Below are 26,621 nucleotides of genomic sequence, written 5' to 3'. Positions count from 1 at the left end.
CACTTTGTTCACCAATCTGGGCGCGATCTGGGCGAGATCGGGGTAATTTCGGTTCCCGTCAGGCTACAAGCTGCTCGGCGCGCTTGAGATCGACCGAGACGAGCTGGCTGACGCCCTGTTCCTGCATGGTCACACCGAACAGGCGATCCATCCGGCTCATGGTCACTGCGTGGTGGGTGATGATCAGGAAACGCGTGTCGGTGCGGCGCGTCATTTCATCCAGCAGGTCGCAGAATCGGGTGACGTTGGCGTCGTCAAGCGGTGCGTCCACCTCGTCGAGCACGCAGATCGGCGCCGGGTTGGCCAGGAACACCGCGAAGATCAGCGCCATCGCGGTCAGCGTCTGCTCGCCCCCCGACAGAAGCGAGAGGGTCGAGAGTTTCTTACCCGGCGGCTGGCACATGATCTCAAGTCCCGCTTCCAGCGGGTCGTCGGATTCCACCAGTTGCAGGTTCGCCGTACCGCCACCGAAGAGGTGGGTGAAGAGCGTGCGGAAGCTTTCGTTGACCTGCTCGAAGGCGGTCAGCAGGCGCTCGCGCCCCTCGCGGTTAAGGCCCGCGATACCCGCGCGCAGCTTGCGGATGGCCTCTTCGAGATCGGACTTTTCCTTGACCAACGTGTCGTACTCGGTCTGCACCTCGCGGGCGTCTTCCTCGGCGCGCAGGTTGACCGCGCCAAGCGCCTCTCGTTGGCGCTTGAGGCGGGCGACCTCGACCTCGAGCGTCTCGGAGTCGGGCATTTTGTCGGGGTCGGAGCCAAGCGTTTCAAGCAGCGCCTCGGGCGTTTGCTCGGTCTCTTCCATGATCCGCTCGGCGGCATAGGCGACGGTTTCACGCGCGGCATCGACGCGGGCCTCGGCGCGGGCGCGGGCCTCGCGGGCCTCGCCGGCCAGACGCTCGGCCTCGCGCTCGGCAATCTGGGCCTCGCGCAGCGCGCCCTCGGCGGCAGAAAGCCGGTCAGTCGCCGCGGCCTTGCGCGCCTCGGCGGTGGCGATGGCCTCGTTCAGCTCCTCGCGCTTGGCGGCAAGCTCTTCGGGCATGGCGGCCGCGTCTTCCAACTCGGCCTCGGTCTCTTCGCGGCGCAGCGCCAGTTCGGCCGAGCGTTTCTCGGCGGTCTCAAGGCGGTGCTTCCAGCCCGAGATTTCCTTGGTCACCTCCTGACGGCGGCGCAGGCGGGCCTCGCCCTCGCGGCGGATCTCATCATGGGCCGAGCGGCGGGTGAGCATGGTCACGCGCGCGGCCTCGACCGTCATCTTGATCGCATCCACCTCGGAGCGAGCGGCATCGAGATCGGGCAGGGCGGCCAGTTGTCCCTCGGCCTCGGCCAGCGCCATGCGCGCAGCGCTGGCAGCTTCCTCGTGGCGCTTCACGGCAAGGCGCGCGCTTTCCACCTTGCCCGCCGAGATCGAGCGTTCGGCCTCGGCCCGGCTCAGCGCGCGGCCCGCCTCGGCCAGGCGCTGGTCAGCGGCACGGCGGGCCTCGCGGGCGCGGGCATCCGCGGCCGAGGCATCGGCCAGTTGCCGGGTCAGCATCTCATGCGCCTGCCGCGCGCCCTCGGCGCGGGCGGCGACCTCTTCGAGGTCGCGCTTGAGTTCGACTAGGCGGTTGAGCTGTTGCAGACGCAGGGCGGCGGCCGTCGGCGCATCTTCGGCCCCGGCGCGGAAGCCGTCCCACCGCCACAGATCGCCCGCCATCGACACCAGCCGCTGGCCGGGTTTCAACTGCGCCTGTAGCCGCGTGCCCTCGTCGCGGTCGGCCACAAGCCCGATCTGCGAGATGCGGCGGCCCAGAACCGCGGGTACATCGACATGGGGCGAGAGCGGTTCGACCCCAGCCGGCAGGCCCTGCGCGGCGTCATAGTCGGGCAGCAGACCCCAGCCGGATTTCGCGCCGGCGTCCACCTCGGGGGCGCGCAGATCGTCGGCGAGCGCGGCGCCAAGCGCGGCCTCATAGCCCTTGTCCACCCGCACACGGTCAAGCAACTGCTTGCCGGTCGCGGCCTCGCGCTCGACCAGGCGGGCAAGTGCGGCAACCTCGGCGCGCAACGCGCCAGCCTCGCCCTCGGCCTCCGAGCGCATGGCGCGGGCGGCGCTTTCGCGCGATTGCACTTCGGCGCGGACCTCTTCGGCGGCGGCCAGCGCCTCTTCGGCGATCTCGGCGGCCTCGACGGCCTCTTCCTGAGCGGATTGCGCCGCCTCGAAAGCCTCGCCCGCATGATCGAGCGCCTCTTGCGCGGCTTCGGCGGCCTCACTGGCACGCGCGGCTTCGGCTTCCGACTTCTCGGCGGTGGTGCGGCTGTCGGCGACAAGACGCTGCGCCGACTGGTGGCGCGCGGCCAAACGGGCGACATCTTCGGTCAACTCGCTCAGCGTGGCCTCGCGGTCTTGCAGGACCGAGGACGCTTCCGACGCGGCATCGGCGGCGGCCGACAGCTTGTCCTCATGTCCCTCGGCGGCCTTGAGCAGCTGCCCCATTTCCCAGTCGAGCCGTTCGATCGTCTCGCCCGCATCGCGGTTCAGGCCCGCCTCGCGCTCCATATCGCGGTCAAGTTGCAGGATGCGCGATTTCAGCGTCTCGATGCGCTGCGCGGCCTGCGTTTCCTGATCCGTCAGCTGGTCGCGCTGCACGACTAGGCGCTGGAGGATCGCACCCGCAATCGCCTCTTCTTCGCGCAGGGGGGGCAGGGCGTCTTCACGGGTGGCGCGGTCCTTGGCACTGGCACGGGCGGCGAGTTCGGCCTGCGCCGCACCCTGCATCCGTTCGCGCCAAAGGCCCTCGGCCTCACCCCGCGCGGCCTCGGCCTCGCGCCAGCGACGATAGAGCAGCGCGCCCTCGGCCTTGCGCAGATCGTCGCCGATCTCGCGGTAGCGCGCGGCCTGACGCGCCTGACGGGCAAGCTGCGCAAGCTGCTGGCCCAATTGCTCGATCACGTCATCGACGCGCAGCAGGTTCTGCTCGGCCCCGTTCAGCTTCAACTCGGCCTCATGGCGGCGCTGGTAGAGGCCCGAGATCCCGGCTGCTTCCTCAAGGATGCGGCGGCGCGCCTTGGGCTTGGCGTTGATCAGCTCGGCGATCTGGCCCTGCCGCACCAGCGCGGGCGAATGCGCGCCGGTCGAGGCATCGGCGAACAGCATCTGCACGTCGCGCGCGCGCACATCCTTGGTGTTGACCTTATAGGCCGAGCCCGCGTCGCGCGTGATCCGGCGCACGATTTCCAGCGTGTCGGCCTCGTTGAAGCCCGAGGGGGCGAGGCGCTCGGTATTGTCGATCTGTAGCGAGACCTCGGCGAAGTGCCGCGCGCCACGGGTGGCGGCACCGGCAAAGATCACGTCCTCCATCCCGCCGCCGCGCATGGCCGAGGGGCGGTTTTCGCCCATCACCCACCGTAGCGCCTCAAGCAGGTTCGACTTGCCGCAGCCGTTCGGCCCCACGACCCCGGTCAGCCCGTCATGGATCACCAGATCCGTGGGGTCCACGAAGCTTTTGAAGCCATTCAGTCTGAGGCGGGTGAAACGCAAGCCGGGGCCTTTCCGAATCCTGAAACAGTGCCGAGTGTCGGGCGCACGGCCCTCTGAGTCAACGCCGTGCCCCATGATCTGGCGGTTTCGCGCGGCTTATCCACAAGATATGCGCGGATTTCGGCTTTCGGGCCTGCGCAATCGGGCTTAGCCTAGGAACGGGAAACCAAAGGGGGCGCGCATGGTCGGGGCACTTGCCATCATTCTTTTGTTCCAGCTTGCGGGCGAGGTGATTTCGCGCGCGGGGCATTTGCCGCTGCCCGGACCGGTGCTGGGGATGGTCGGGCTGGTGGTCGCGCTGTCCGTGTCGACGCGGTTGCGCGAGTTGATCCGGCCAACGGCGCAGGGGGTGTTGCAGAACCTGTCGCTGCTGTTCGTGCCTGCGGGCGTGGGGGTGGTGGCTCATATGCCCACGCTCGCCTCTCACGGGGTGGCGCTGGCGGTGGCGCTGGTGGTCTCGACGCTTCTGGCCATCGTGGTGGGGGCGGTGACCTTCACCTGGGTCGCGCGCCTTGTCGGGAGCCGCGCCGATGACTGACGCCGCGCTGATCTGGTCCTACCTTGCCTCAAAGCCGCTCCTGTGGCTTTGCGCGACGCTCTTTGCCTATTGGGCGGGGGATGCGATCTTTCGCGGCTCGGGGCGCAAGCCATGGGCCAACCCGGTGATGATCGCTGTCATCCTGCTTGCGGTGCTGCTGGGGCTGACCGGCACCGAGTACCAAAGCTATTTCGAGGGCGCGCAGTTCGTCCACTTCATGCTCGGCCCGGCGACGGTCTGCCTTGCCGTGCCCTTGCAGGCCAACCTGGGTGCGGTGCGGCGGGCGCTGGTGCCGATCGTGGTGGCGCTGCTGGCGGGGTCGTTCACGGCGGTCTTCTCGGCGCTGGCGATTGCCTGGGCATTCGGGGCGGATACCGCGCTTCTGGCGGCGCTCGCACCGAAATCGGCCACGGCGCCGGTGGCCATCGGGATCTCGGAATCACTTGGCGGGGCGCCGACGCTGACCGCCGTGCTGGTGTTGCTGACCGGCATGATCGGAGCGATTTTCGTCACGCCCATGTTGAACGCGCTAAGACTGAAAGACTGGCGCGCGCGCGGCTTTGCCACGGGGGTCGCGGCGCATGGCATCGGCACGGCGCGCGCCTTTCAGGTGCATGATACGGCGGGGGCCTTTGCCTCGATCGGCATGGGGCTGAACGCGGTGCTGACCGCCTTCCTTGCGCCGCTGGTGCTGAGTCTGTTCCTTTAGCCGCGCGTGCGGGGCGGGCGGGCCTTGTAGACCGGCAGGCTCCAGCCAAACCGCAACGAGCCCGCGCGCAGTGCAAACGTTACCAGCCCGCAGCCGATCAGCGCAGGCAACCCGGCAAAGCCAAGCGCCGTCAGGATCAGCGCGGCGGCGGCACCGGCAAAGGCGCAGCTTAGGTACAGCTCACCCTGTTTCAGGGTCAGTGGAACCTCGTTGCAGACCACATCGCGCATCAAGCCGCCGAAGCTGCCGGTGATGACGCCCATGATCAGCACGATCACCGGGCCATGGCCAAGCGCCATCGTCACGGCAACACCCGCGGGCACCGCCACCGCCAGCGCGCAGGCATCGAGCCAGAGTAGCGCGCGATAGCGGCTTTCCAGCAGATGCGCGGTGAAGAATACCAGAACAGCGGCGGCCGCAATCAACAGGATGAAACCCGGTCGCCCGACCCAGAATACCGGGTCGCGCCCCAGCAGCAGATCGCGCAGCGTGCCCCCGCCGACCGCCGTCAGCGCGGCGATGAAGATGAAACCCACGACATCAAGTTGCTGGCGCGAGGCCACCAGCGCCCCGGTCAGCGCGAAGATCAGCACCGAGGCATAATCGAGGATCGCCCCGACCGGCAGGCCCGCCAGCCCGCTCATGCCTTGACCTTAAAGGGCGCCATGCCGGCGCGGGCAAGCTCATCCGCGCGCTCGTTCTCGGCGTGGCCGGCGTGGCCCTTGATCCATTTCCAGGTGACCCGGTGGCGGGCCTGCGCCTCATCAAGGCGCTGCCACAGATCGACGTTCTTCACCGGCTTCTTGTCGGCGGTTTTCCAGCCGTTGCGCTTCCAGCCGTGGATCCAGCTGGTCACGCCGTTCTTCACATAGGCCGAGTCGGTGGTGATCGTTATGGCGACATCGCGGCTGAGGCGCTCAAGCGCGTTGATCGCGGCCAGCAGTTCCATCCGGTTGTTGGTGGTGTCGGCCTCGCCGCCCGAAAGCTCACGCTCCTTGACGATGCGCTCGCCATCCATTGCGCGCAGAAGCACCCCCCAGCCACCGGGGCCGGGGTTGCCCGAACAGGCGCCATCGGTCCATGCGTAAAGATCGGGCATGGGTCAGGCGCGCTCCATCGCAAGTCGCAGGCCAAGGGCCGCGAAAGAGGCAGCAAAGGCGCGGCGCAGCCAGGCCATGACAGCGGGGCGCGACAACACGGCCTGCCGCCCCGAGGCCGCAAGCGTCGCGTAGCCCACGAAGACCGCGAAGGTCATAACGGCAAAGCCTCCGCCAAGCGCCGCCATCACCTCGATCCCGTCGGTGGGCGCCATGAATTGCGGCAGGAAGGCCATGAAGAACATCGGAATCTTGGGGTTGAGCAGGTTCAGCGTCACGCCACGCCGCACGATTCGGGCGACGTTCTCGGGTTCTGCCGCGCGCAGCTCAAGCCCGCCCTGGCCCTTCAGCGTGCCCCAGGCCATCCACATCAGATAGCCCGCGCCCGCGAATTTCACCGCCTGAAACAGCACGGCCGAGCTGTGCAGCACCGCCGCCAGCCCCGCCATCGCCACGCCCAGATGCACCAGCGTCGCCAGCGTGCAGCCGACCGAGGCCCAGATACCCGCGCGCAGCCCCTGCCCAAGCGCGACCGAGAGCGTGTAGACCACGCCAATCCCCGGCGCGAGGCAGACGATCAGGACGGTCAGGAAATACTCGATGCTCATGAAGCTTCCCTCAGAACGCGCGGAACCTTGAATTCGATATCTTCGCGCGCGGTCTCAACCAGTTCAACCGTCAGATCGAAACGGTCGCGGAAAGCGTCGATGACCTCGTTGATCAGCACCTCGGGGGCCGAGGCCCCGGCGGTCACGCCGACCGTGCGCACGCTGCCCAGTGCACGCCAGTCGATGTCGGTGGCGCGCTGCACAAGCTGTGAATAGCCGCAGCCCGCGGCGCTGCCCACCTCGACCAGGCGGCGCGAGTTCGACGAGTTCGGCGCGCCGATCACCAGGAGCGCCTCGATCCGCGGCGCGATGGTCTTGACCGCGGCCTGACGGTTGGTGGTGGCGTAGCAGATGTCTTCCTTGGCGGGGCCGACGATGCTTGGGAAACGCGCCTGTAGGGCAGCCACGATGCCTGCCGTGTCATCGACCGAAAGCGTGGTCTGGGTGATGAAGGCCAGGCGATCCGGGTCGCGCGGCGTCAGCGTGGCGACATCGGCGACAGTCTCGACAAGCAGCACCTCGCCTTCGGGCAGCTGGCCCATGGTGCCCAGAACCTCGGGGTGACCGGCATGGCCGATCATGACCATTTGCAGGCCCTCGGCGTGGTGGCGCTCGGCCTCGATATGGACCTTGGACACAAGCGGGCAGGTGGCGTCCACAAAGACCATGTGGCGGCGCCGCGCCTCGGCGGGCACCGATTTCGGCACGCCATGCGCCGAGAAAATCACCGGGCGGTCATCGGGGCATTCGTCCAGTTCCTCGACGAAGACCGCGCCCTTGTCGCGCAGGCTGTCCACGACGAATTTGTTATGCACGATCTCGTGGCGGACATAGACCGGCGCGCCCCATTTCTCGAGCGCCATCTCGACGATCTTGATGGCGCGATCCACGCCCGCGCAAAAGCCGCGCGGGGCGGCGAGATAAAGGGTCAGTGCTGGCTTCATCGGCATCTCCTGTTGTCCCACAGGTATGCGGCGGGCGGCCCCAGGTCCAGAGGGGATGTGTCAGCCCGCACCCATGGCCTGTGCCGTCACCCATGCGACGGCGGCATAGCGCCCGGTCTTGGCCAGCGCGACCATCGGAATGAAGATCCACAGGTTCATGCGCAACACGCCCGCGACAAGGCAGGCCAGATCGCCCCCCGGTGCCCAACTGAGCAGCAAAACCCAGATGCCCCAGCGTTCGAACCAGCGATGCGCGCGCTCCATCTGCTGCGGCGTAGCCGGAAACCAGCGCCGGTCCGACCAGTGGTTCGCTCCGCGCCCAAACCCGTAGGTGATCAGCGCGCCAAGCGTATTGCCGACACCGGCAACCAGCAGCATCTGCCACACGGGTGCCAGCCCCGCCGTCTGCATCGCGACGAAGACAATTTCCGACTGCATCGGGATCGGCGAGGCCGCCAGCATCGCCGAGAAAAACAGTCCCAACAGTGAGGCGGTCTCTTCCATCGTCTTCCTCAGGGCGCGGCAGGCACCCGGCGCGGCAGATATAGAAAGAGATCAGGCGTTGGTCGAGGTCTCGGTTTCGCGCGGCTCGCGCGGCGGGCGTCCGATCACGTCGCGCAGCGCATCCAGCTCGATGAAATTATCGGCCTGACGGCGCAGCTCGTCCGCGATCATCGGCGGCTGCGAGCGAATCGTCGAAACGACCGAGACGCGCACGCCTTGGCGCTGAAGCGCCTCGACAAGCGGGCGGAAATCGCCGTCGCCCGAGAACAGGACCGCGTGATCGAGACGGGGCGCAAGCTCCATCGCGTTCACGGCAAGCTCGATGTCCATGTTGCCCTTGACCTTCCGGCGCCCCATCGAGTCGGTGTATTCCTTGGCCGGTTTCGTCACCATCGCGTAGCCGTTGTAATGCAGCCAGTCGACCAGCGGACGGATCGGCGAATACTCTTCGTTCTCGAGCAGGGCAGTATAATAGAAGGCCCGAACCAGCTTGCCGCGGCGCTCGAACTCCTGTCGGAGCAGTTTGTAGTCGATGTCGAACCCGAGCGACTTAGCCGCTGCGTAAAGGTTCGAACCATCGATGAACAGCGCAAGCCGTTCGTCTTTGTAAAACATCAAAATGTCCTTTCCATCAGGCCTGCCGATGACGCCGTTGAGTGGTTGGCGCGGAAAATAAAATTGACCAATTACGCCGACAGGGCACGATTAGCATGTTAGGACATAGCAACAGCCGCGGCGCGAGGGTATCTACCTTTATGTATAGTAACACGTTTTTGGTTGCCCTAGGGTCAAATCTGCCTTCGGAAACAGGCTACTCGGCGGAAACTGTCCGATCCGCGCTGGCAAACTTACCAGCCGAAGGGCTTCATCTTATGGCGGTGAGTCGCTTCTACCGCTCGCCTGCTTTTCCCGCCGGATCGGGGCCGGATTTCGTGAACGCCTGCGCCGTCGTGCGGGGGAATATGGGCGCGCCCGAAGCCTTGGCGGCGCTGCATCGGGTAGAAGAGGCGCTTGGACGCTCGCGCACCCATCGTTGGGAGGCCCGCAAGATCGACCTTGATCTGTTGGCGATGGGCGATGCGGTGTTGCCCGATCCCGAGACCTTAACCCGGTGGACGAACCTGCCGCTTGAGGCGCAGAAGTGCGAGACGCCCGATCAACTGATCGTGCCGCATCCGCGCATGGCGGATCGGGCTTTCGTGCTGATTCCCCTTGCCGAGATCGCGCCGCTCTGGCGCCACCCGGTTAGCGGAAAGACGGTTGCAGAGATGGTCTCGGCCCTGCCCGAGGCGGAAAAAGCGGGGCTGCAAGCGTTTGACCCGGCGAAGTCTGTGGATGAAACGCTTGTCAATACCTTTTGGAGCGCCTAAATAGGCCCCTCACACCTCCCAAGTCTGATTGGAGTTGCAGATGGCCCGCGTGACGGTTGAAGATTGCGTTGACAAGGTTCCGAACCGGTTCGAGCTGGTGATGCTCGCTGCCCACCGTGCGCGCGAAGTCGCCGCGGGTGCCGCGCTGACCGTGGATCGCGACAACGACAAGAACCCCGTCGTGGCGCTGCGCGAGATCGCCGAAGAGACCCAGGCCGCAGACGATCTGCGCGAGCGTCTGATCGAGTCGAACCAGACCCAGATCGAGGTCGACGAGCCGGAAGATGACGCCATGTCGCTGCTCATGGGCGGTGAGATGGATCGTCCGAAGGAAGACGACATGAGCGAAGAGCGCATGCTGCGCGCGCTGATGGACGCGCAGGGTCGCGGCTGATCGCCAAGAAACAGGCGCGAGGGGGGATCGCAGCGCGAAATGATCGACGTCGAAGACCTGATCGCGCTCGTTCGCAACTATAACCCGCGCACAAATTCCGAACTTATCCGCAAGGCCTATGCCTACGGTCTGAAAATGCATGAAGGGCAGTTCCGGCATTCGGGCGAGCCCTATTTCACCCATCCCGTCGCCGTTGCCGCCATCCTGACCGAGCAGCGACTGGACGACGCCACGATCATCACCGCGCTTCTGCACGACACGATCGAGGACACGCGCTCGACCTATACCGAGGTCTCCGAGTTGTTCGGCATCGAGGTTGCGGAACTGGTCGATGGCGTGACCAAGCTGACCAACCTGCAACTGTCCTCGAACGCCTCGAAACAGGCGGAGAACTTCCGCAAGCTGTTCATGGCCATGTCCAAGGATCTGCGGGTGATCCTGGTGAAACTCGCCGACCGTCTGCACAACATGCGCACGATCAAGTCGATGCGTGTGGACAAGCAGGCGCAGAAGGCGCGCGAGACGATGGAGATCTTCGCGCCGCTGGCCGGGCGCATGGGTATGCAATGGATGCGCGAGGAGCTGGAGGATCTGTCCTTCAAGGTCCTCAACCCCGAGGCGCGCACCTCGATCATCCGTCGCTTCGTCAGCCTGCAAAAGGAATCGGGCGACGTGATTCCCAAGATCACGCATGACATCCGCCACCTGCTGGAAGAGGCGCAGATCGACGCGGATGTCTTTGGCCGCGCCAAGCGCCCCTATTCGATCTGGCGCAAGATGGAGGAAAAGCAGCTTGCCTTCTCGCGGCTCTCCGACATCTACGGTTTTCGCGTCATCACCGCCTCCGAGATGGATTGCTACCGGGTTCTGGGGCTGATCCACCGCCGCTGGCGCGCGGTGCCGGGGCGGTTCAAAGATTACATCAGCCAGCCCAAGACGAACGGCTACCGTTCGATCCATACCACTGTGTCGGGCCGCGATGGCAAGCGCGTCGAGGTGCAGATCCGCACCCGGCAGATGCACGAGGTCGCCGAGGCGGGCGTGGCGGCGCACTGGTCCTACCGGGACGGGCAGCGCGCCGAGAACCCCTTTGCGGTCGATCCGGCGAAGTGGCTCAACTCGCTGACCGAACGTTTTGCCGAGGGCGATCACGACGAGTTCCTCGAGAACGTGAAGCTCGAGATGTATTCCGATCAGGTGTTCTGCTTCACGCCCAAGGGCGACGTGATCAAGCTGCCCAAGGGCGCGACACCGATCGACTTCGCCTATGCGATCCACACCAGGATCGGCAATTCCTGCGTCGGCGCCAAGGTCGATGGCATTCGCGTGCCACTCTGGACCCGCCTCAAGAACGGTCAGTCGGTCGAGGTCATCACCGCCGCCGGGCAGCGCCCGCAGCCGACCTGGCTTGATATCGTGGCGACCGGCCGCGCCAAGGGCGCGATCCGCAAGAGCCTGCGCGAAGAGGATCGCTCGCGCTTCGTCAAGCTCGGGGCCGAGCTTGCCCGCGTGGCTTTCGAGCATGTCGGGCGCAAGGTCACCGACAAGGCGCTGCGCACCGCGGCCAAGGCGCTCGGGCTACCCGACGACATCGAACTGCTGGCCCGCCTCGGTTCGGCCGAATTGACCGCGCGCGAGGTGCTGGAGGCGCTGTACCCCGAACTTATCGCCCGCGGCGCCGAAACGATCGAGCCGACGCGCGCGGTGATCGGCCTTGGCGCGGATCAGAGCTTCCGCCGGGCCTGTTGCTGTCAGCCGCTTCCGGGCGAGCGGATCGTTGGCATCACCTATCGCGGTCAGGGCGTGGTCATCCACGCGATCGACTGCCCCGCGCTTGAGGAATTCGAAGAGCAGCCGGGTCGCTGGGTGGATCTGCACTGGCAGCCCGGACAGCACCCGCCGGTTTACTCGGCCACGCTCAAGCTGACGATTTCGAACGATGCCGGGGTGCTGGGCCATATCTGCACCTTGATCGGGCAGCAGAAGGCAAATATCTCGGATCTGCAATTCATGGACCGCAAGCCGGATTTCTACTCGCTGATGGTTGAAGTCGAGATGCGGGATGTGGAACATTTGCATACGCTGCTCACGGCGCTCGAGGCCGAGACAGATGTGGCGCAGGTCCAGCGCTGGCGAGATCTGGCGCGCAAGCCCTGAGGCAGCCCTGGCGGGCGGAAGGAAGAACGGTGGTTTTCAAACGGCGCGAAAAACGCCCCTTCCTGAGCACCCTGCGCGAGTCAGTCTGGCCCCGCAGCGGCTGGACCCGCGCTTTTCACTACGTCAAACACCGCGTCAATCGCCTTCCTGATCAGCCGCATCGTATCGCGCGCGGGGTCTTCGCAGGCGTCTTCATCTCGTTCACGCCGTTTTTCGGGTTTCATTTTCTGACTGCGGCGGCAGTCGCGCTCATGGTGCGCGGCAATATCATCGCCTCGCTTCTTGCCACGTTCTTCGGCAATCCGATCACCTTTCCCATCATCGCCGTCAGCTCGGTCAAGCTGGGGCAGTGGATGCTCGGGCGCACGGTGGATGGCCATCAGGTCGATACACTGGGTGAGACCTTCCTCGCGGCCGGGCACGATCTGAAGCACAATATCGTCGCAGCCTTCACGCCCGCCCAGACCGAATGGGGCGGGCTGGCGCAGTTCTTCAACGATATCTGGCTGCCCTATCTGGTCGGCGGCTTCATTCCCGGCATCGTCTCGGGGCTGATCTGCTACTATGTCTCTTTGCCGATCATTGACGCTTACCAGAAGCGCCGGCGCACGCGGCTCAAGGAGCGGCTTGAGAAGATCCGCGCCAAACTTGCGCACAAGCGCGAAGAGCGCAAAGAGAACAACCGCCAGGAACCGCCGACCGAAGACGTCTGAACGCCACCAGAATTCTTGGCAAAGCGTTCGGGATACCCTTCAAACCGCCACGGCTCTCGCGCATACTCCGCGCGCAATCTTCGGAGGACATCATGCTCCATTCGCTTCGTCTTGGCGTGAACATCGACCACGTCGCCACCATTCGCAACGCGCGCGGCTCAGCCTATCCGGACCCGCTGCGCGCCGCCAGGCTGGCAGAGGCCGCAGGCGCCGACGGCATCACCGCGCATCTGCGCGAGGATCGCCGCCATATTCGCGATGAGGACATGGCTGTTCTGAAAGCAGGGATCGGCATTCCGCTGAATTTCGAAATGGCGGCTACGCCGGAGATGCAGCGCATCGCGCTCGCGACGCGGCCCCATGCCGTATGCCTTGTGCCCGAAAAACGCGAGGAGCGCACAACCGAGGGCGGGCTCGATGTGGCGGGTGACGACAATCGTCTTGGCGATTTTATCGCGCCGTTGCGCGAAGCGGGGGCGCGGGTGTCCATGTTCATCGGCCACGACCCGCGGCAGATCGAGGCATCGGCCCGCATTGGCGCGGCGGTGGTCGAGCTGCACACCGGTCATTACTGCGATCTGCATTATGCCGGTCAATTCGCCGAACGTGATGCCGAGCTGGAGGCCCTGCGCGCCGGTGCCGCCTATGCCCATAGTCTCGGGCTAGAGGTTCACGCGGGCCACGGCCTGACCTTCGAGACCGTCGGCCCGATCGCCGAGATCAAGCAGGTGCGCGAACTGAACATCGGCCATTTCCTGATCGCGGAATCGGTCTTCATCGGGCTTGAAAACGCGATCAAGCAGATGCGTCACCTGATGGACGCCGCACGGGGCGAGTGAGCGGATGATCCTCGGCATCGGCACCGACCTCGCCAATATCGACCGGATCGCCGCGACGCTCGAACGCTTCGGCGACCGCTTCCGCCACCGTGTCTTCACCGAGACCGAGATTGCCAAGTCCGAGCGCCGCGCCGATACCGCCGGCACCTATGCGAAACGGTGGGCGGCGAAAGAGGCGTGCTCGAAAGCGCTTGGCACCGGGCTGCGCATGGGGATCGCCTGGAAGGACATGGGCGTGACGAATCTGCGCTCGGGCCAGCCGGTGATGGAGCTGACCGGATGGGCGGCCGAACGCCTGCGCGAGATGACGCCGCCGGGTCACTCCGCCATCGTTCACGTGACCTTGACCGACGATCACCCCTGGGCGCAGGCCTTCGTGGTGATCGAGGCGCGGCCGCTTCCTTGACTTGCGCGGCGCGGCGGGCCAAGGAAGGCGGAACTTTCAGACCAGGGCGGGAAAAGCATGGCGACGAAAACTGATGGCGGAGTTGTCGAGACGATCAAGACGGTCTTCTGGGCACTGCTGATCGCGGGCGTGTTCCGCACCCTGTTCTTCCAGCCGTTCTGGATCCCCTCGGGCTCGATGAAGGACACGCTGCTGATCGGCGATTTCCTTTTCGTCAACAAGATGGCATATGGCTATTCGGCGCATAGCTGCCCGTTCTCGGCCTGCCCGATCGAGGGCCGCCTATTTGGCTCCGAGCCCGAGCGCGGTGATGTCGTGGTCTTCCGCCACCCGACGCGCGGCGTCGATTTCATCAAGCGCGTCGTCGGCCTGCCGGGTGACCGCGTACAGGTGATTGACGGCGTGCTGCAAATCAACGGCTCGCCGGTGCAGTTGCAAGATGGCGGCCAGTTCACCGAAGTGAAGGACCTGCAAGGCCCGCAGGGGTTGATGCCGCGCTGCTCCAACGATCCGGTCGGGCAGGGCGGAACCTGCATCAAGGAACGCAAGATCGAGACGCTGCCCAACGGTGCGAGCCATTCGATCCTGAACATCACCAACAACTGGGTGGCCGATAATACGCCCGTCTTTGCCGTCCCCGAGGGCCAGTATTTCTTCATGGGCGACAACCGCGACAACTCGGAAGACAGCCGTTTCCCGGCCGCCGCCGGTGGGCTTGGCTTCGTGCCCGCGGAATATCTGATCGGCCGCGCCGACCGGGTGATGTTCTCATCTGCGGGCCGCTCGCTCTTCTTCTTCTGGACCTGGCGTCCGGACCGCTTCTTCAAGGCGATCGAGTGAAGATCGGCGCAGATATCGAGGCCTTCATGGGGCGCCTCGGGCATCGTTTCGCGCGGCCCGAGGTTTTGGTGCGCGCGCTGACGCATTCCTCGATCGGCTCGGCCACGCGGCCCGACAACCAGCGGCTCGAATTCCTGGGCGACCGCGTTCTGGGCCTGACCATGGCCGAGGCGCTGTTCCGTGCCGACAAGTCCGCCTCCGAAGGGCAGTTGGCGCCGCGCTTCAATGCGCTGGTGCGCAAGGAAACCTGCGCCGATGTCGCGCGCCAGATCGATCTTGGCGCCGTGCTCAAGCTCGGCCGGTCCGAGATGATGTCGGGCGGGCGCCGCAAAGAGGCCCTCTTGGGTGACGCGATGGAGGCGGTGATAGCGGCCGTTTATATCGATGCGGGGTTCGAGGCTGCCCGCGATCTGGTGCTGCGGCTCTGGGGTGACCGGATCGACGCCGTCGAGGAAGATGCCCGCGACGCCAAGACTGCGCTTCAGGAATGGGCGCAGGCGCGCGGCCTGCCGCCGCCGAAATACGTCACCGTCTCGCGCGAAGGCCCGGACCACGCGCCCGTCTTCACCATCGAGGCGCAACTGGCCAATGGTGAGGTCGAACGCGCCGCCGCCAAGGCCAAACGCCAGGCCGAACAGGCCGCCGCCAAGGCCCTTCTGGCACGGCTGGAGGCCCCTCAGGGCTGATTTCGCCACCCCGCCTTCGCCCTGCTGATGCGGCGGCCATTTGTTGCCGGCTGCGATCCCTTCTGCTCCCGACCGCGGCAAAGCCGAATAATCTGGCCAGCCGCGCGCATTTCCACTATGCCAGCCGCAAGAACATCAAGGAGATCCTATGACGACTCGCGCGGGCTTTGTGGCCCTAATCGGTGAACCGAACGCTGGCAAATCGACCCTGCTCAACCGGATGGTTGGGGCGAAGGTCTCGATCGTGACCCACAAGGTGCAGACCACCCGCGCCCGCATCCGCGGCGTCTGCATGGCGGGCGACAGCCAGATCGTGTTCGTCGATACGCCCGGCATTTTCCGCCCGCGCCGCCGTTTGGATCGCGCCATGGTCTCCGCCGCCTGGGGCGGGGCCTCCGACGCAGATATCGTCGTTTTGCTGATCGAGGCGCATCGCGGCCTGACCGAAGGCACCCGCGCCATCATCGCGGCCCTGAAAGAGCGCGAGGGCACCCAGCCGGTCGCACTCGCCATCAACAAGATCGACCGGGTCAAGGCAGAGAAACTCTTGGAGCTCGCCGAGGCCGCCAATGCCGAGTTCCCCTTCGTCAAGACCTTCATGATCTCGGCCGAGCGCGGCTACGGCGTCGATGACCTGCGCGAATGGCTCGCCGGGGAACTCCCGCTCGGCCCCTGGTTCTACCCCGAGGACCAGATCGCCGACCTGCCGATGCGCCAGATAGCCGCCGAGGTCACGCGCGAAAAGCTGACCCTGCGCCTGCATGAGGAAATCCCCTACCAACTCACCGTCGAGACCGAGAAATGGGAGGACCGCAAGGACGGCTCCACCCGCATCGACCAGCTGATCTATGTCGCCCGCGAAGGCCACAAGGGCATCGTTCTGGGCAAGGGCGGCGAGACGATCAAGGCGATCTCCACCGCCGCCCGCGCGGATCTGAGCGAATTCCTCGGCCGCCCGGTCCACCTGTTCCTGCAGGTCAAGGTGCGCCCGAACTGGCTCGAAGAGGCAGAGCGTTATTCCGAGATGGGGCTCGACTTCAAGGACGGCGATTGAGATGCAGGCCCGCCTGACCTCGGAGCTCTGGGTCCGGGCCTATCTCAAACGCCTCGAACTCGCCCATATCCCGGCCTATCTCGCGGCACGCGGCCAGCCCGATGCGGGCTCCGTCATGGTCAAATGCGCGACACTCGACGGTCAGGCCACGCTCTGGCAACGCAGCTTCGATCTTGCGACCGGCGCGCGCAAATGGGTACCCCTGACCGAAGGGCCCGAGCCCGAAGTCGACGCCTCAATCCGCAAACAGCGCAGCTTCGACCCCGACCTTTGGGTGATCGAGATCGAGAGCCGCGATGGTGCGACCCTGCTCGAGCAGGACGGGCTGAGCGACTGACTTTCCCTTTCTTCTTGGCTGAAATACCTTCGGGGGGACCGGGGGGCAGACAGCCCCCCGCCTCTCCCACCCGAGACCGGCATGGACTGGCACGACCGCGGCACCATTCTTTCCACCCGCCCGCATGGCGAGACCTCGGCGATTGTCGAGGTTTTCACGGCTGAGCATGGCCGCCACGCGGGCGTCGTGCGGGGCGGCGCGTCGCGCAAGATGGCGGCCACGCTGCAACCGGGCCACCATGTGTCGCTTGGCTGGCGCGCGCGGCTTGAAGATCATCTGGGCAGTTTCACGATCGAACCGCTTCGCTCCCGCGCGGGCGCGATGTCTGATCGGCTGGCGCTGATGGGGCTCAACGCGGTCTGCGCCATGCTTGGCTTCGCGCTGCCCGAACGCGAACCACATCCGCGCCTTTATGCTGCGACCGAACCGCTTTTCGACGTGATCGGCCTCGCGCATGAGGGCTGGCCCGTCGATTACCTGCAGTGGGAAATGGCGCTGCTCGAGGAACTCGGCTTCGGGCTCGACCTCAGCCGATGCGCCCTTACCGGCGGGCGCGAGGATCTCGCCTATGTCAGCCCGCGCACGGGCCGCGCGGTCGCGCGTCAGGCCGCCGGAGACTGGGCGCCGCGCCTCCTCCCCCTGCCGCAATGCTTGCTCGGCCAAGGCCCCGCGACTGTTGCCGAAATCGTCCAGGGGCTAAAGCTGACCGGCCATTTTCTCGATCTTTTCGCCGCCGAACACAGCCGCCGCGCACTGCCCGAGGCCCGTAACCGTCTGATCGATGCGCTTGCCCGTCAGGGCTGAGCGCGCCTGTCCAGCACCAGTTGCAGCAGCGCGAGATCCAGCCAGCGCCCGAATTTCTGCCCGACCTGCGGCATCGTCCCGACATGCGTAAAGCCGAGCTTGCTGTGCAGTGCCATCGAACCTGCATTTCCCGCCTCGATCGCGCCGACCATGACGTGATACCCATCGGCGCGGGCATGTTCGATCAGCCCCTCCAGCAGCGCGCGCCCGCGCCCGCCGCCACGCAAATCCGTGCGGATATAGACCGAATGCTCGACCGTGCCGCGAAAACCGTCGAAGGCGCGAAACGGGCCGTAGCTGGCATAGCCGATGACCTCGCCCGCCTCTTCTAGCACGAGCACGGGCAGCCCCGCCGCCTGACGCGCCTGCATCCAATCGACCCGGTTCGCCGCATCGACCTCAATCTCGTTCCAGATCGCGGTCGTGTTGCACACGGCATCATTGTAGATCGCGGCGATGGCGGGGGCGTCGGCGGGCGTGGCGTTGCGGATCATGGCGGGCTCCTTTGCCGCTACAGTGCTCAAATGTGTGACAGGCGCAATGCAAAACGGGGCCCGAAGGCCCCGTCGACTGCTCGATTATTGCAGGCTCAGCCCAGGAGACGGCGGGCGATGACCTGCGCCTGAATTTCAGCCGCGCCCTCGAAGATGTTGAGGATGCGCGCGTCGCACAGGATGCGCGAGATCGCGTATTCCAGCGCGAAACCGTTGCCGCCGTGGATTTGCAGCGCGTTGTCCGCAGCGGCCCATGCCACGCGGGCGCCAAGCAGCTTGGCCATGCCGGCCTCAAGGTCGCAGCGGTGACCGTGATCCTTTTCCCAGGCCGAGAAATAGGTCAGCTGGCGGGCGATCATGATCTCGACAGCCATCATGGCAAGCTTACCGCCGACGCGCGGGAACTCGATCAGCGACTTGCCGAACTGCTTGCGGTCGATGGCGTATTGCATGCCGATCTCGCAGGCCGATTGGGCGACGCCCACGGCGCGCGCGGCGGTCTGGATGCGAGCGCTCTCGAAGGTTTCCATCAGCTGCTTGAAGCCCTTGCCTTCCTCGCCGCCCAGAAGGTTCTCACCCTTCACGCGGAAGCCGTCGAAGCCAAGCTCGTATTCCTTCATGCCGCGATAGCCCAGAACCTCGATCTCGCCGCCGGTCATGCCCGGGGTCGGGAAGGGGTTTTCGTCGGTGCCCGGGGTCTTCTCGGCCAGGAACATCGACAGGCCGCGATAGTCGGTGGTGTTCGGGTCGGTGCGGGCCAGCAGCGTCATCACATGGGTGCGCTGCGCATGGGTGATCCAGGTCTTGTTGCCGGTCACGACCCAGTCATCGCCGTCCTTCACCGCGCGGGTGCGCAGCGAGCCCAGATCCGAGCCGGTGTTCGGCTCGGTGAAGACGGCGGTCGAGAGGATCTCGCCCGAGGCAAGGCCAGGCAGCCATTTCGCCTTCTGCTCCTCGGTGCCGCCGCAAAGGATCAGCTCGGCCGCGATTTCCGAGCGCGTGCCAAGCGAGCCCACGCCGATATAGCCGCGCGAAAGCTCTTCGGTCACCACGACCATCGAGGCCTTGGACAGGCCAAGCCCGCCGTATTCCTCGGGGATGGTCAGGCCGAACACGCCCAGTTCGGCAAGTTCGTTGATGGTGTCCATCGGGATCAGCTCGTCCTTCAGGTGCCACTCGTGCGCGAAGGGGATCACGCGCTCCTCGGCATAGCGGTGGAACTGATCGCGGATCATCTCGAGGTCTTCGTCTAGGCCCGAGGTGCCAAAGAGCGCACGGCCCTGATTGTCGCGCATCATGGCGACCAGCGCCTGGCGCGCGGCGGGGCTGTTGCCCTCGGCGATCAGCTTGGCGGCCTCGGGGCCCGGGGTCCAGCTGACGCCCAGATCGGCAAGGCGCGCAACCTCGCCCTGGCTCATCGGAATGCCGCCCGAGATCTGCGCGAGATATTCGCCAAAGCCGATTTGCAGGATCAGGCTTTCCATGGCGCCGAACTTACCGTCCTCGGCGATGCGACCGGCCCAACCGCGCAGCTGGATCAGCGACTGGTTGTAGGTGGCCAGCCACGACAGGGCGTGTGCGGCAAACTGGTTTTCTTCAAGCGCGGCGCCCGAGACCTTGCCGTCGCGGGTCACGAGGGCGCGCAGCGCGTCGGTCGCATCGGCGGTGATCTTGGCGATTTCGGGCAGCGTGGCCTCGGTCAGCGCCAGCAGGTCGGTCATATGGATATTGGTCATGTCAGCCCCATCATGCGCCATGAATCGGTTCCTTTCTGCGGTTGCATAGTGCTTAGGGGTTTTGCAGTTGCAGCGCAATAAAAATTCGTATCAGCGGCAAAATGTGACCGAATGTGTCGCGCGCAAAGTGTGCCGTCAGGCAGCTTTCCGAGCGCCAAGTGCCTGCAAAGCCTGCTCGCGCGTCAGCATCGGCCGCTCGGCGCCCACGTGTTCGGGCAAGGCCGTGTCGGACATTGCGCTCAGGGCGGCCAGCGCGGGCTGGCGGCGCAAGCGCCCGATGTCGAGGCTTTGGACAAGGCAGCCCTCGGCGATCAGCAGCGCGGGCTGGTCCAGCAAGATCCCGTGCCAGTTCAGCACATTCGGGCGGTCGGGCTGGATGGCGTGAAGGCCATCGACCAGATCGCGTGCCTCGGTCAGCGCGCCACCCGCGCCGGGCAGGGCGATGCGCTGGTGCGGCGCGACCCAAAGATCGTTGGCGGAGCCGAAATGTGGCGCACAGAGCCGCACGGGGCGTAGATGGCCAAGCGCGGGCAGTGGCACCCGACCCGACCACAGCACCGGCTGGACGCCGTGATCGGCGGTCTCGAGCAGATCGCCCGGGCGTAGTGCGCCAACCGCGCGCCAGCCCTGCGGCGTGGCGATTTGCGTCAACGGCGCCAGTGCGCCCGCGGGCCCAAGCGGGTGCCGATGATCGCCAAAGGCCAGCCATTCGACCCGAGGCCCGACCCGCGCTGTGCCGGTTCCAGCGGCCAGCGCCAGAAGATCCTCGCGCGGCATGGCAAGCGGCAGGCCCCCGACGCGGTGGCGCAGGGAGCTATCCGTCAGCGACTCAAGCGCCAGAACGCTTTCGCCCGCCGCCACGTCCCAACGCCAGATCAGGCGCATCGGCCCGCCACAGGCCAATGCGTCGCTAGCATCCAGAGAGAGCGCGTGAAACGCCATGCCCTGCCGCTGCATCACCGAGACCTGTCCATCCGCCGTGAAACCGAGCGAGAAGAACCGCGCCTGCGCCCCGCGTCCGGTGACATGGGCCAGAGGCAGGATCTCGGCCTCGCCGGGGATCAGCGCGAACTCGACCATCAAGCTGCCGCGCACAACCGAAACCGGCAGGGGGTGCTGGTCAAACATGATCCGCCCCCGTCCCGGGAGATGCGCCGCAATCCAACCCGCATGTGCCTGCATGACTGCCTCGTGCCTCTTGCGCGCCGATGGCAGAAAACACGCGCGCCGCCGACCCTTGAGGGGTGGCGGTCTGGTCTAGGGGAGGGACGTTGCCCTGCTCGTGTCGCCCTGCCTCGGGGCTAGTTTTTATATGCCTCCAGTATGCCGCAGTTCGGCGCGAATGAAAGCCCGATCTGTGCGCGGTTATCGGATTGCTGGGCGTTGTGCTTGTCCGCGCCCGCAGCTAAGCCTTGGACAACTCGAACAAGGAGCCCGCCATGTCGCTCGATCCCGTCAAACTTACTGCGGATCTGATCCGCTGCCCCTCGGTCACGCCGTTCGAGGGCGGCGCGCTGCAACTGCTTGAGGGCGTTCTTGGCACGGCGGGTTTCGCCTGCACCCGCGTCGATCGCAACGGTATCCCCAACCTCTTTGCCCGTTGGGGCGAGAAAGGGGCGAAGACCTTCGGCTTCAATGGCCATACCGATGTGGTGCCGGTGGGCGACGCCGCAGCATGGACGCACGATCCCTTCGGCGGTGAGATCCACGACGGCGTGCTCTGGGGGCGCGGCGCGACCGACATGAAATCGGGCGTCGCGGCTTTCGTCGCCGCCGCCATCGATTTCGTGCTGCAGACGCCGCCCGAAGGCGCCATCGTGCTGACCATCACCGGCGACGAAGAGGGCGTGGGCCATGACGGCACCCGCGCCCTTCTGGACTGGATGGCCACTGAGGGCGAGGCCATGTCGGTCTGCCTTGTCGGCGAACCGACCTGCCCGAACACGATGGGCGAGATGATGAAGATCGGCCGCCGCGGCTCGATGACCTTCTATATCGAGGCCGAGGGCGTGCAGGGCCACTCCGCCTATCCGCATCGCGCCAAGAACCCGTTGCACGCACTGGTGGACCTGTTGCACCGCATGACAGCGAACCCGCTCGACAGCGGCACCGAGCATTTCGATGCCTCGACGCTCCAGATCACCACCATCGACTGCGGCAATCCGGCCAATAACGTGATCCCCGCCAAGGCCCGTGCAACGGTCAACATCCGCTTCAACGACTCCCACTCCGGCGCTTCGCTGACCCAATGGGGCGAGGGGCTCGCGCGCCTTGTCGAGGCCGAAACCGGCGTGCGACTGAGCATTCGTACCGAGATTTCAGGGGAAAGCTTCCTCACCCCGCCCGGCCTCTTCGTCGAACTGGTCGCCCGCGCCGTCGAGGCCGAGACCGGCCTCAAGCCCGAGCTTTCGACCTCGGGCGGCACCTCGGATGCGCGCTTCGTCAAGGATCACTGCCCGGTGCTCGAATTCGGCCTCGTCGGCCAGACCATGCACCAGGTCGATGAGCGCATCGAGATCGCTCAGATCACCCAGCTCAAGGCGATCTATATGCGCTGCCTGCGGGACTATTTCGCATGAAGATCGTCGTGACCGAAGACCTCGCGGCCTGCCACGCACTGCGCCGCACAGTCTTCATCGAGGAGCAGGGCGTCCCGGAGGAACTCGAGATCGACGATCTCGATGACAACGCGATCCACCTTCTGGCTCTCGTGGAGGATCGCCCGGTCGGCACCGCGCGGCTTTTCATCAAGGACGAGACGGGCAAGATCGGCCGGGTCTGCGTATTGCCCGAAGCGCGCGGAACGGGTCTTGGTGCGGCGCTCATCCGGGCAGCCTGCCAGCACCTGAAAGACCGCGGCTGCACCGCGGCGCAGCTTGGCTCGCAATCCCATGCGCTGCCCTTCTACGAAAAGCTTGGATTTGCGGCCTTCGGTCCCATCTATGACGATGCGGGCATCCCGCACCGGGACATGTCGAGACGCCTCTGAATCTTCAATGTGGCGGAAATATCCCGGGGTGCGGGGCAGCGCCCCGCTTCGCGCGTGACGCCCGCACAGGCCCATGATAGGCAAAGCCATGAACCAGTTGCCCACCAAAGAACAGATCCTCGCATGGCTTGCCGACCACCCCGGCGCCGGTGCGAAACGTGACATCGCCAAAGCCTTCGGGATCAAGGGCGCTGCCAAGATCGAACTCAAACGCATCCTGCGCGAGATGACCGACGAGGGGCTGCTCGAACGCCGCCGCAAGTCCTACCACGACAGCGCCAAGCTGCCGCCCGTCTCGGTGCTCGAAATCCGCCCGGCCGACAGTTCCGGCGATCTCTGGGCGCGCGCCATCGAATGGGAAGGCGAAGGCCCCGAGCCGGTCATCCTGTTCATCGCCAAATCGGGCGACCCGGCGCTGGCGGCGGGCGAACGCATTCTCGCCCGCATCTCCGAGGTCTCGGGGCAGGGCTATGACTATGAGGCCCGCCTGATCCGCAAGGTCGGCGAGGCCCAACACCGCGTCGTCGGCATCTTCCGCAAGGGCGCCGAGGGCGGGCGCATCGTGCCCATCGACAAGGGCGAGCAAAAGGAATGGGTCGTGGGGGCCGGCGCCACGCAGGACGCCCGCGACGGCGAGTTGGTCGAGGCCGAGCAGATCGGCCCGCGCGGCCGCATGGGCCTGCCGCGTGCCCGCGTGATCGAGCGCCTGGGTGACCCGACCGCGCCGCGCGCCGTTTCACTGATCGCGATCCACCAGCATGGCATCCCCGACGACTTCCCCGATGCCGTGATCGCCGAGGTCGATGCCGCGCGCCCCGCCGACCTGGAGGGACGCGAGGATCTGAGCGAGCTGCCCTTCCTCACCATCGACCCGGCCGATGCGCGTGACCGCGATGACGCCTGTCTTGCGATGCCCGACGATGACCCCAATAACGAGGGCGGCCATATCCTCTGGGTTGCCATCGCGGATGTTGCGCATTACGTCCGCCCCGGCTCGGCGCTGGACCGCGAGGCGCGCAAGCGCGGCAATTCGACCTATTTCCCCGACCGCGTCGTGCCCATGCTGCCCGACCGGCTCTCGGGCGATCTTTGCTCGCTGCACGAACACGTTCCGCGCGCGGTTCTGGCCGTGCGCATGAAGATCGACAGCGCGGGCCACAAGCTCAGCCATCGCTTCACGCGCGGCATGATCCGCTCGGTCGGCTCGCTCGAATACGCGCAGGTGCAGGCCGCACGCGAAGGGCGCCCGGACGAAAAGACCGCGCCCCTTGTCGATGAGGTCATCGCACCGCTTTATGAATGCTACAACGCGCTGGTGCGCGCCCGCGCGGCACGCCAACCGCTTGATCTTGATCTGCCCGAGCGCCAGATCGTCATCGACGAGGCTGGCAAGGTCGCCTCGGTGCGCTTCAAGGAGCGTCTCGACGCGCATAAGCTGATCGAGGAATTCATGGTGCTGGCCAATGTTGCCGCCGCCGAGGAACTCGAACGGCTGCGCCGCCCGCTGCTTTACCGCGTGCACGAAGAACCCTCCCCCGAAAAGATCGAGGCGCTGCGCGAGGTTGCGCAGGCATCGGGCTTCAACCTTGCCAAGGGGCAGGTGCTGAAGACCGCGCATCTCAATCGGCTTCTGGCGCAGGCCGAAGGCTCCGAGTTCGACGAGTTGGTGAACATCTCGACGTTGCGGGCCATGACGCAGGCCTATTATGCGCCGCAGAACCTTGGGCATTTCGGGCTGGCGTTGCGGTCCTACGCGCATTTCACCTCGCCGATCCGGCGCTATTCCGACCTGATCGTGCATCGCGCGTTGATCCTTGGTCACGGCTGGGGCAAGGATGGGCTGAGCGCGCAGGATATCGAGATCCTCGATGAGACCGCGCAGCAAATCTCGGAGACCGAGCGCCGCTCAATGGCGGCCGAGCGCGACACGACCGACCGTTATCTGGCGGCCTATCTGTCGGATCGCGTGGGCAGCGAGTTCACCGGGCGTATCTCGGGCGTGCAGAAGTTCGGCGCTTTCGTGAAACTCGACGAAACCGGCGCCGATGGCCTGATCCCGGTGCGCGAGATCGGGCGCGAGTTCTTCCACTATGACCGTGACGCGCAGCAATTGACCGGTGCCGACAGCGGCACGGTGATCGGCATCGGCCAGCGGGTGCTCGTGCGCCTGCGCGAGGCGATCCCGATGACCGGCGGGCTGGAGCTGGAGCTGCTGGAACTGGAGGGCGCCAGCCTTCCCGGCCCCGGCAAGGGCGGCAAGAAGCCCTTCCGGCGGGGCCGCAAGGTTGCCGCGATCAAGGCAAAGGAGCGCGGCATCGCCCGCAAGGTCAAGCGCACGCGCAAGAAACCCTAAAGCAGGCCCTTGATCGGAAGCCAGGCAAGAAGAACGATCAGCCCGCGCTGCCACAATTGCGCGCCGGGTTCGTGGCGGATGGTTTCCTCGCCGCCGTCCTCGGTCCGGCGGGTCCAGATCAGATGCCCGCGCCGCAGCCCCACTCGCCATGCAAGATCCGGCACGGTTCGATCGAAGGTGCGGTGCAGATCCTCGGCCCATGCGGGATCTTCCACGACCACTCCCATCTCGGTGTTGAGAAACAGCGAGCGGGGGTCGAAGTTGAACGTGCCAATGAAGACACGCTTGCGATCGACCGAGAATAGCTTGGCATGAAGCTTGTTGCGCGTAAACGGGGCGGTGCCGTGGCGATTGCGCACGATCAGGCCGCGACGCAACTGCACCTTTCCGTCGCCGGAATATTCGTAGATGCCGACGCCAGCGCGGATCAGTGCATGGCGCTGCCAGGCGTAGCCGGTATGCACGATGGGCGTATCAGAGGCCGAAAGCGAATTGGTCAACACCCGCACCCGAATGCCGCGTTTCGCCATGGCGCGGATTTCCTTTGCGTCGCGTCGTCGGGGCACGAAATAGGGCGAGATCAGATCGTAGCTCTCCTGCGGGCGCCCGAGGGCCAAGCGCAGCGATGGGAACAGGTGATGTCGCTTGCGCGCGCGACCTAGGACCTTTTCGGGCGGGTCGGTGATCAGGCGGACAGGGGCCTCGTGCAAGCTCAGTGCCGAGGTGCCCAGATCGGCGGCCGATAGGCTTTCGGCGAGCAGGGCCGCAAACCGTGTCCCCCGTGCGGCCTGAAGTGCCCTCTCCTGAGCGTTGCGACCTTTCCGCACCCGACGGGGCGTCTGCCGGATAAGCCGTTCGGCCGGCCATGCGGGCTCCGAGGCCCAGTAGGTCTCAAAAGTCTCTTGCGCGGCGCGCACCGCATGACCCGCCACGAAGACATCCATATCCATGAACAGTCCGATCGAGGACAGGTCGTTGAAATACTCGTCCCCGATGTTGCGCCCGCCGAGAATCGCGGCGGCCCCGTCGGCGATCAGCATCTTGTTGTGCATCCGGCGATTGAGGCGCGGGAAATCGAACAGGTAGCCGAGCAGGCGCGGGAAGCGCAGGGGGAAGGGGTTGAACAAGCGCAACTCGATATTCGGATGGGCGTCGAGGCAGGCCAGCCGCGCATCGAGCCCGGCGGTTGCGTTGTCATCCAGCAGCAGTCGCACCCGCACGCCGCGATCTGCCGCGCGCAAGAGCGCCTCGAACAGGAGCGTGCCGGAATGATCGCCGCGCCACAGGTAATACTGCGCGCAGATTTCGGAACGGGCGGCATCGCAAAGCGCAAGGCGGGCCGCGAACGCCTCCAGCGCCTCGGGCAGCGGGGCGATGCCAGTGCTTTCCAGATCGGGCCAAAGCGCGGCCAGCCGCCCCGAGGGAAGCGGCGGCGCGCCGGGCGCGTCGGCCACCCGCGTCGGAAGGCGCGTCAGCCACCAGCCAAGCACAGCGGCGCAGAAAAGAGCGATGAAGATCGCGGACATCATAGG

Annotated in this window: 27 protein-coding genes; 16 read left to right on the top strand and 11 right to left on the bottom strand. The window is 65.9% G+C overall.

Annotation, left to right across the window (positions count from 1 at the left end; translation table 11 throughout):
• Positions 1 to 58: 58 nt before the first annotated feature.
• Entirely contained in the window at positions 59 to 3,517 is a 3,459-nt protein-coding gene (gene smc / locus N3C64_RS10940; protein ID WP_260014384.1) for a chromosome segregation protein SMC, read from the bottom strand.
• 181 nt (positions 3,518 to 3,698) lie between these two features.
• On the opposite strand from smc, the gene N3C64_RS10935 reads away from it, so the two are divergent.
• Both N3C64_RS10935 and N3C64_RS10930 read left to right on the top strand, forming a co-directional pair.
• On the top strand, positions 3,699 to 4,055 hold the full coding sequence (locus N3C64_RS10935; RefSeq protein ID WP_260014383.1) for a CidA/LrgA family protein: 357 nt from the start codon (positions 3,699 to 3,701) through the stop codon (positions 4,053 to 4,055).
• A complete protein-coding gene (locus N3C64_RS10930; RefSeq protein WP_260014381.1) occupies positions 4,048 to 4,764 on the top strand; it encodes an LrgB family protein in 717 nt (238 codons plus the stop codon). Before N3C64_RS10935 ends, N3C64_RS10930 begins: the two co-directional genes overlap by 8 nt.
• Here N3C64_RS10930 and N3C64_RS10925 read toward each other — a convergent pair.
• Genes N3C64_RS10925 through N3C64_RS10900 form a run of 6 tightly spaced genes read right to left on the bottom strand, consistent with a single transcriptional unit; the run spans position 4,761 to position 8,532 of the window.
• Positions 4,761 to 5,408 (bottom strand): trimeric intracellular cation channel family protein, encoded by a 648-nt coding sequence (locus N3C64_RS10925; RefSeq protein ID WP_260014379.1) that lies wholly within the window; start codon positions 5,406 to 5,408, stop codon positions 4,761 to 4,763. The genes N3C64_RS10930 and N3C64_RS10925 overlap by 4 nt on opposite strands.
• Entirely contained in the window at positions 5,405 to 5,863 is a 459-nt protein-coding gene (gene rnhA, locus N3C64_RS10920) for a ribonuclease HI (RefSeq protein WP_218630531.1), read from the bottom strand. The genes N3C64_RS10925 and rnhA overlap by 4 nt, the downstream gene beginning before the upstream one ends.
• A 3-nt stretch (positions 5,864 to 5,866) precedes the next feature.
• A complete protein-coding gene (locus tag N3C64_RS10915) occupies positions 5,867 to 6,469 on the bottom strand; it encodes a LysE family translocator (RefSeq protein ID WP_260014378.1) in 603 nt (200 codons plus the stop codon).
• Positions 6,466 to 7,419 carry a 4-hydroxy-3-methylbut-2-enyl diphosphate reductase gene (ispH, locus tag N3C64_RS10910; protein ID WP_218630529.1) on the bottom strand — a complete coding sequence of 318 codons (954 nt, stop codon included), beginning with the start codon at positions 7,417 to 7,419 and terminating at the stop codon, positions 6,466 to 6,468. Before ispH ends, N3C64_RS10915 begins: the two co-directional genes overlap by 4 nt.
• A gap of 54 nt (positions 7,420 to 7,473) precedes the next feature.
• A complete protein-coding gene (locus N3C64_RS10905; RefSeq protein ID WP_218630528.1) occupies positions 7,474 to 7,917 on the bottom strand; it encodes a YqaA family protein in 444 nt (147 codons plus the stop codon).
• Between the two features lie 51 nt (positions 7,918 to 7,968).
• On the bottom strand, positions 7,969 to 8,532 hold the full coding sequence (locus N3C64_RS10900) for a LabA-like NYN domain-containing protein (protein WP_218630527.1): 564 nt from the start codon (positions 8,530 to 8,532) through the stop codon (positions 7,969 to 7,971).
• 95 nt (positions 8,533 to 8,627) lie between these two features.
• On the opposite strand from N3C64_RS10900, the gene folK reads away from it, so the two are divergent.
• The 11 genes from folK to recO all read left to right on the top strand — a co-directional run bounded on the left by folK (position 8,628) and on the right by recO (position 17,517).
• Positions 8,628 to 9,287, top strand: a complete 660-nt coding sequence (folK, locus tag N3C64_RS10895; protein ID WP_311201876.1) for a 2-amino-4-hydroxy-6-hydroxymethyldihydropteridine diphosphokinase — start codon at positions 8,628 to 8,630, stop codon at positions 9,285 to 9,287.
• A 40-nt stretch (positions 9,288 to 9,327) separates the two neighbouring features.
• Positions 9,328 to 9,681 carry a DNA-directed RNA polymerase subunit omega gene (gene rpoZ / locus N3C64_RS10890; protein WP_218630526.1) on the top strand — a complete coding sequence of 118 codons (354 nt, stop codon included), beginning with the start codon at positions 9,328 to 9,330 and terminating at the stop codon, positions 9,679 to 9,681.
• A 39-nt stretch (positions 9,682 to 9,720) separates the two neighbouring features.
• Positions 9,721 to 11,838 (top strand): RelA/SpoT family protein, encoded by a 2,118-nt coding sequence (locus N3C64_RS10885; RefSeq protein WP_218630525.1) that lies wholly within the window; start codon positions 9,721 to 9,723, stop codon positions 11,836 to 11,838.
• 29 nt (positions 11,839 to 11,867) lie between these two features.
• Positions 11,868 to 12,551, top strand: a complete 684-nt coding sequence (locus tag N3C64_RS10880) for a DUF2062 domain-containing protein (protein WP_260014377.1) — start codon at positions 11,868 to 11,870, stop codon at positions 12,549 to 12,551.
• Positions 12,552 to 12,643: 92 nt separating this feature from the next.
• The gene (locus N3C64_RS10875; RefSeq protein WP_218630523.1) at positions 12,644 to 13,390 is read left to right on the top strand and encodes a pyridoxine 5'-phosphate synthase; all 747 of its coding nucleotides are present in this window, start codon (positions 12,644 to 12,646) and stop codon (positions 13,388 to 13,390) included.
• Between the two features lie 4 nt (positions 13,391 to 13,394).
• Positions 13,395 to 13,796 carry a holo-ACP synthase gene (acpS, locus tag N3C64_RS10870; RefSeq protein WP_218630522.1) on the top strand — a complete coding sequence of 134 codons (402 nt, stop codon included), beginning with the start codon at positions 13,395 to 13,397 and terminating at the stop codon, positions 13,794 to 13,796.
• Between the two features lie 57 nt (positions 13,797 to 13,853).
• A complete protein-coding gene (lepB, locus tag N3C64_RS10865) occupies positions 13,854 to 14,636 on the top strand; it encodes a signal peptidase I (RefSeq protein ID WP_260014376.1) in 783 nt (260 codons plus the stop codon).
• Complete coding sequence (gene rnc / locus N3C64_RS10860; protein ID WP_218630520.1) at positions 14,633 to 15,322, top strand: ribonuclease III; 690 nt, start codon at positions 14,633 to 14,635, stop codon at positions 15,320 to 15,322. Before lepB ends, rnc begins: the two co-directional genes overlap by 4 nt.
• A 148-nt stretch (positions 15,323 to 15,470) precedes the next feature.
• Positions 15,471 to 16,376 carry a GTPase Era gene (era, locus tag N3C64_RS10855; protein WP_218630519.1) on the top strand — a complete coding sequence of 302 codons (906 nt, stop codon included), beginning with the start codon at positions 15,471 to 15,473 and terminating at the stop codon, positions 16,374 to 16,376.
• Position 16,377: 1 nt separating this feature from the next.
• Entirely contained in the window at positions 16,378 to 16,713 is a 336-nt protein-coding gene (locus N3C64_RS10850; protein WP_260014374.1) for a DUF1491 family protein, read from the top strand.
• An 81-nt stretch (positions 16,714 to 16,794) separates the two neighbouring features.
• Positions 16,795 to 17,517: a DNA repair protein RecO gene (gene recO, locus N3C64_RS10845; protein WP_218630517.1), complete on the top strand. Its 723-nt coding sequence runs from the start codon at positions 16,795 to 16,797 to the stop codon at positions 17,515 to 17,517.
• On the opposite strand, the gene N3C64_RS10840 is transcribed toward recO, so the two are convergent.
• The 3 genes from N3C64_RS10840 to N3C64_RS10830 all read right to left on the bottom strand — a co-directional run bounded on the left by N3C64_RS10840 (position 17,508) and on the right by N3C64_RS10830 (position 20,875).
• Positions 17,508 to 18,011 carry a GNAT family N-acetyltransferase gene (locus N3C64_RS10840; RefSeq protein WP_260014372.1) on the bottom strand — a complete coding sequence of 168 codons (504 nt, stop codon included), beginning with the start codon at positions 18,009 to 18,011 and terminating at the stop codon, positions 17,508 to 17,510. The genes recO and N3C64_RS10840 overlap by 10 nt on opposite strands.
• Before the next feature lie 95 nt (positions 18,012 to 18,106).
• Positions 18,107 to 19,768: an acyl-CoA dehydrogenase family protein gene (locus tag N3C64_RS10835; RefSeq protein WP_260014370.1), complete on the bottom strand. Its 1,662-nt coding sequence runs from the start codon at positions 19,766 to 19,768 to the stop codon at positions 18,107 to 18,109.
• Between the two features lie 114 nt (positions 19,769 to 19,882).
• Positions 19,883 to 20,875, bottom strand: a complete 993-nt coding sequence (locus N3C64_RS10830) for a Hint domain-containing protein (RefSeq protein ID WP_260014367.1) — start codon at positions 20,873 to 20,875, stop codon at positions 19,883 to 19,885.
• A 311-nt stretch (positions 20,876 to 21,186) separates the two neighbouring features.
• On the opposite strand from N3C64_RS10830, the gene dapE reads away from it, so the two are divergent.
• The 3 genes from dapE to rnr all read left to right on the top strand — a co-directional run bounded on the left by dapE (position 21,187) and on the right by rnr (position 25,089).
• Entirely contained in the window at positions 21,187 to 22,326 is a 1,140-nt protein-coding gene (gene dapE, locus N3C64_RS10825) for a succinyl-diaminopimelate desuccinylase (RefSeq protein ID WP_260014365.1), read from the top strand.
• Positions 22,323 to 22,736: a GNAT family N-acetyltransferase gene (locus N3C64_RS10820; protein ID WP_260014364.1), complete on the top strand. Its 414-nt coding sequence runs from the start codon at positions 22,323 to 22,325 to the stop codon at positions 22,734 to 22,736. Before dapE ends, N3C64_RS10820 begins: the two co-directional genes overlap by 4 nt.
• An 88-nt stretch (positions 22,737 to 22,824) precedes the next feature.
• Complete coding sequence (gene rnr / locus N3C64_RS10815; RefSeq protein WP_260014363.1) at positions 22,825 to 25,089, top strand: ribonuclease R; 2,265 nt, start codon at positions 22,825 to 22,827, stop codon at positions 25,087 to 25,089.
• Here the strand turns inward: rnr and N3C64_RS10810 are convergent.
• Positions 25,086 to 26,615, bottom strand: a complete 1,530-nt coding sequence (locus tag N3C64_RS10810; protein ID WP_260014362.1) for a phospholipase D-like domain-containing protein — start codon at positions 26,613 to 26,615, stop codon at positions 25,086 to 25,088. The genes rnr and N3C64_RS10810 overlap by 4 nt on opposite strands.
• Positions 26,616 to 26,621: the final 6 nt, after the last annotated feature.

Origin of the sequence: Sedimentimonas flavescens (assembly GCF_025154035.1) — a bacterium.
Taxonomy (GTDB): Bacteria; Pseudomonadota; Alphaproteobacteria; order Rhodobacterales; family Rhodobacteraceae; genus Rhodobacter; species Rhodobacter flavescens.
This window is presented reverse-complemented; position numbering and strand designations above follow the sequence as displayed.

Coding starts and splice junctions, on each gene's coding strand:
- N3C64_RS10935 (WP_260014383.1), top strand. CDS start 3,699: ATGGTCGGGGCACTTGCCATCATTCTTTTGTTCCAGCTTGCGGGCGAG.
- N3C64_RS10930 (WP_260014381.1), top strand. CDS start 4,048: ATGACTGACGCCGCGCTGATCTGGTCCTACCTTGCCTCAAAGCCGCTC.
- N3C64_RS10925 (WP_260014379.1), bottom strand. CDS start 5,408: ATGAGCGGGCTGGCGGGCCTGCCGGTCGGGGCGATCCTCGATTATGCC.
- rnhA (WP_218630531.1), bottom strand. CDS start 5,863: ATGCCCGATCTTTACGCATGGACCGATGGCGCCTGTTCGGGCAACCCC.
- N3C64_RS10915 (WP_260014378.1), bottom strand. CDS start 6,469: ATGAGCATCGAGTATTTCCTGACCGTCCTGATCGTCTGCCTCGCGCCG.
- ispH (WP_218630529.1), bottom strand. CDS start 7,419: ATGCCGATGAAGCCAGCACTGACCCTTTATCTCGCCGCCCCGCGCGGC.
- N3C64_RS10905 (WP_218630528.1), bottom strand. CDS start 7,917: ATGGAAGAGACCGCCTCACTGTTGGGACTGTTTTTCTCGGCGATGCTG.
- N3C64_RS10900 (WP_218630527.1), bottom strand. CDS start 8,532: ATGTTTTACAAAGACGAACGGCTTGCGCTGTTCATCGATGGTTCGAAC.
- folK (WP_311201876.1), top strand. CDS start 8,628: ATGTTAGGACATAGCAACAGCCGCGGCGCGAGGGTATCTACCTTTATG.
- rpoZ (WP_218630526.1), top strand. CDS start 9,328: ATGGCCCGCGTGACGGTTGAAGATTGCGTTGACAAGGTTCCGAACCGG.
- N3C64_RS10885 (WP_218630525.1), top strand. CDS start 9,721: ATGATCGACGTCGAAGACCTGATCGCGCTCGTTCGCAACTATAACCCG.
- N3C64_RS10875 (WP_218630523.1), top strand. CDS start 12,644: ATGCTCCATTCGCTTCGTCTTGGCGTGAACATCGACCACGTCGCCACC.
- acpS (WP_218630522.1), top strand. CDS start 13,395: ATGATCCTCGGCATCGGCACCGACCTCGCCAATATCGACCGGATCGCC.
- lepB (WP_260014376.1), top strand. CDS start 13,854: ATGGCGACGAAAACTGATGGCGGAGTTGTCGAGACGATCAAGACGGTC.
- era (WP_218630519.1), top strand. CDS start 15,471: ATGACGACTCGCGCGGGCTTTGTGGCCCTAATCGGTGAACCGAACGCT.
- N3C64_RS10850 (WP_260014374.1), top strand. CDS start 16,378: ATGCAGGCCCGCCTGACCTCGGAGCTCTGGGTCCGGGCCTATCTCAAA.
- recO (WP_218630517.1), top strand. CDS start 16,795: ATGGACTGGCACGACCGCGGCACCATTCTTTCCACCCGCCCGCATGGC.
- N3C64_RS10840 (WP_260014372.1), bottom strand. CDS start 18,011: ATGATCCGCAACGCCACGCCCGCCGACGCCCCCGCCATCGCCGCGATC.
- N3C64_RS10835 (WP_260014370.1), bottom strand. CDS start 19,768: ATGGCGCATGATGGGGCTGACATGACCAATATCCATATGACCGACCTG.
- N3C64_RS10830 (WP_260014367.1), bottom strand. CDS start 20,875: ATGTTTGACCAGCACCCCCTGCCGGTTTCGGTTGTGCGCGGCAGCTTG.
- dapE (WP_260014365.1), top strand. CDS start 21,187: ATGTCGCTCGATCCCGTCAAACTTACTGCGGATCTGATCCGCTGCCCC.
- N3C64_RS10820 (WP_260014364.1), top strand. CDS start 22,323: ATGAAGATCGTCGTGACCGAAGACCTCGCGGCCTGCCACGCACTGCGC.
- rnr (WP_260014363.1), top strand. CDS start 22,825: ATGAACCAGTTGCCCACCAAAGAACAGATCCTCGCATGGCTTGCCGAC.
- N3C64_RS10810 (WP_260014362.1), bottom strand. CDS start 26,615: ATGTCCGCGATCTTCATCGCTCTTTTCTGCGCCGCTGTGCTTGGCTGG.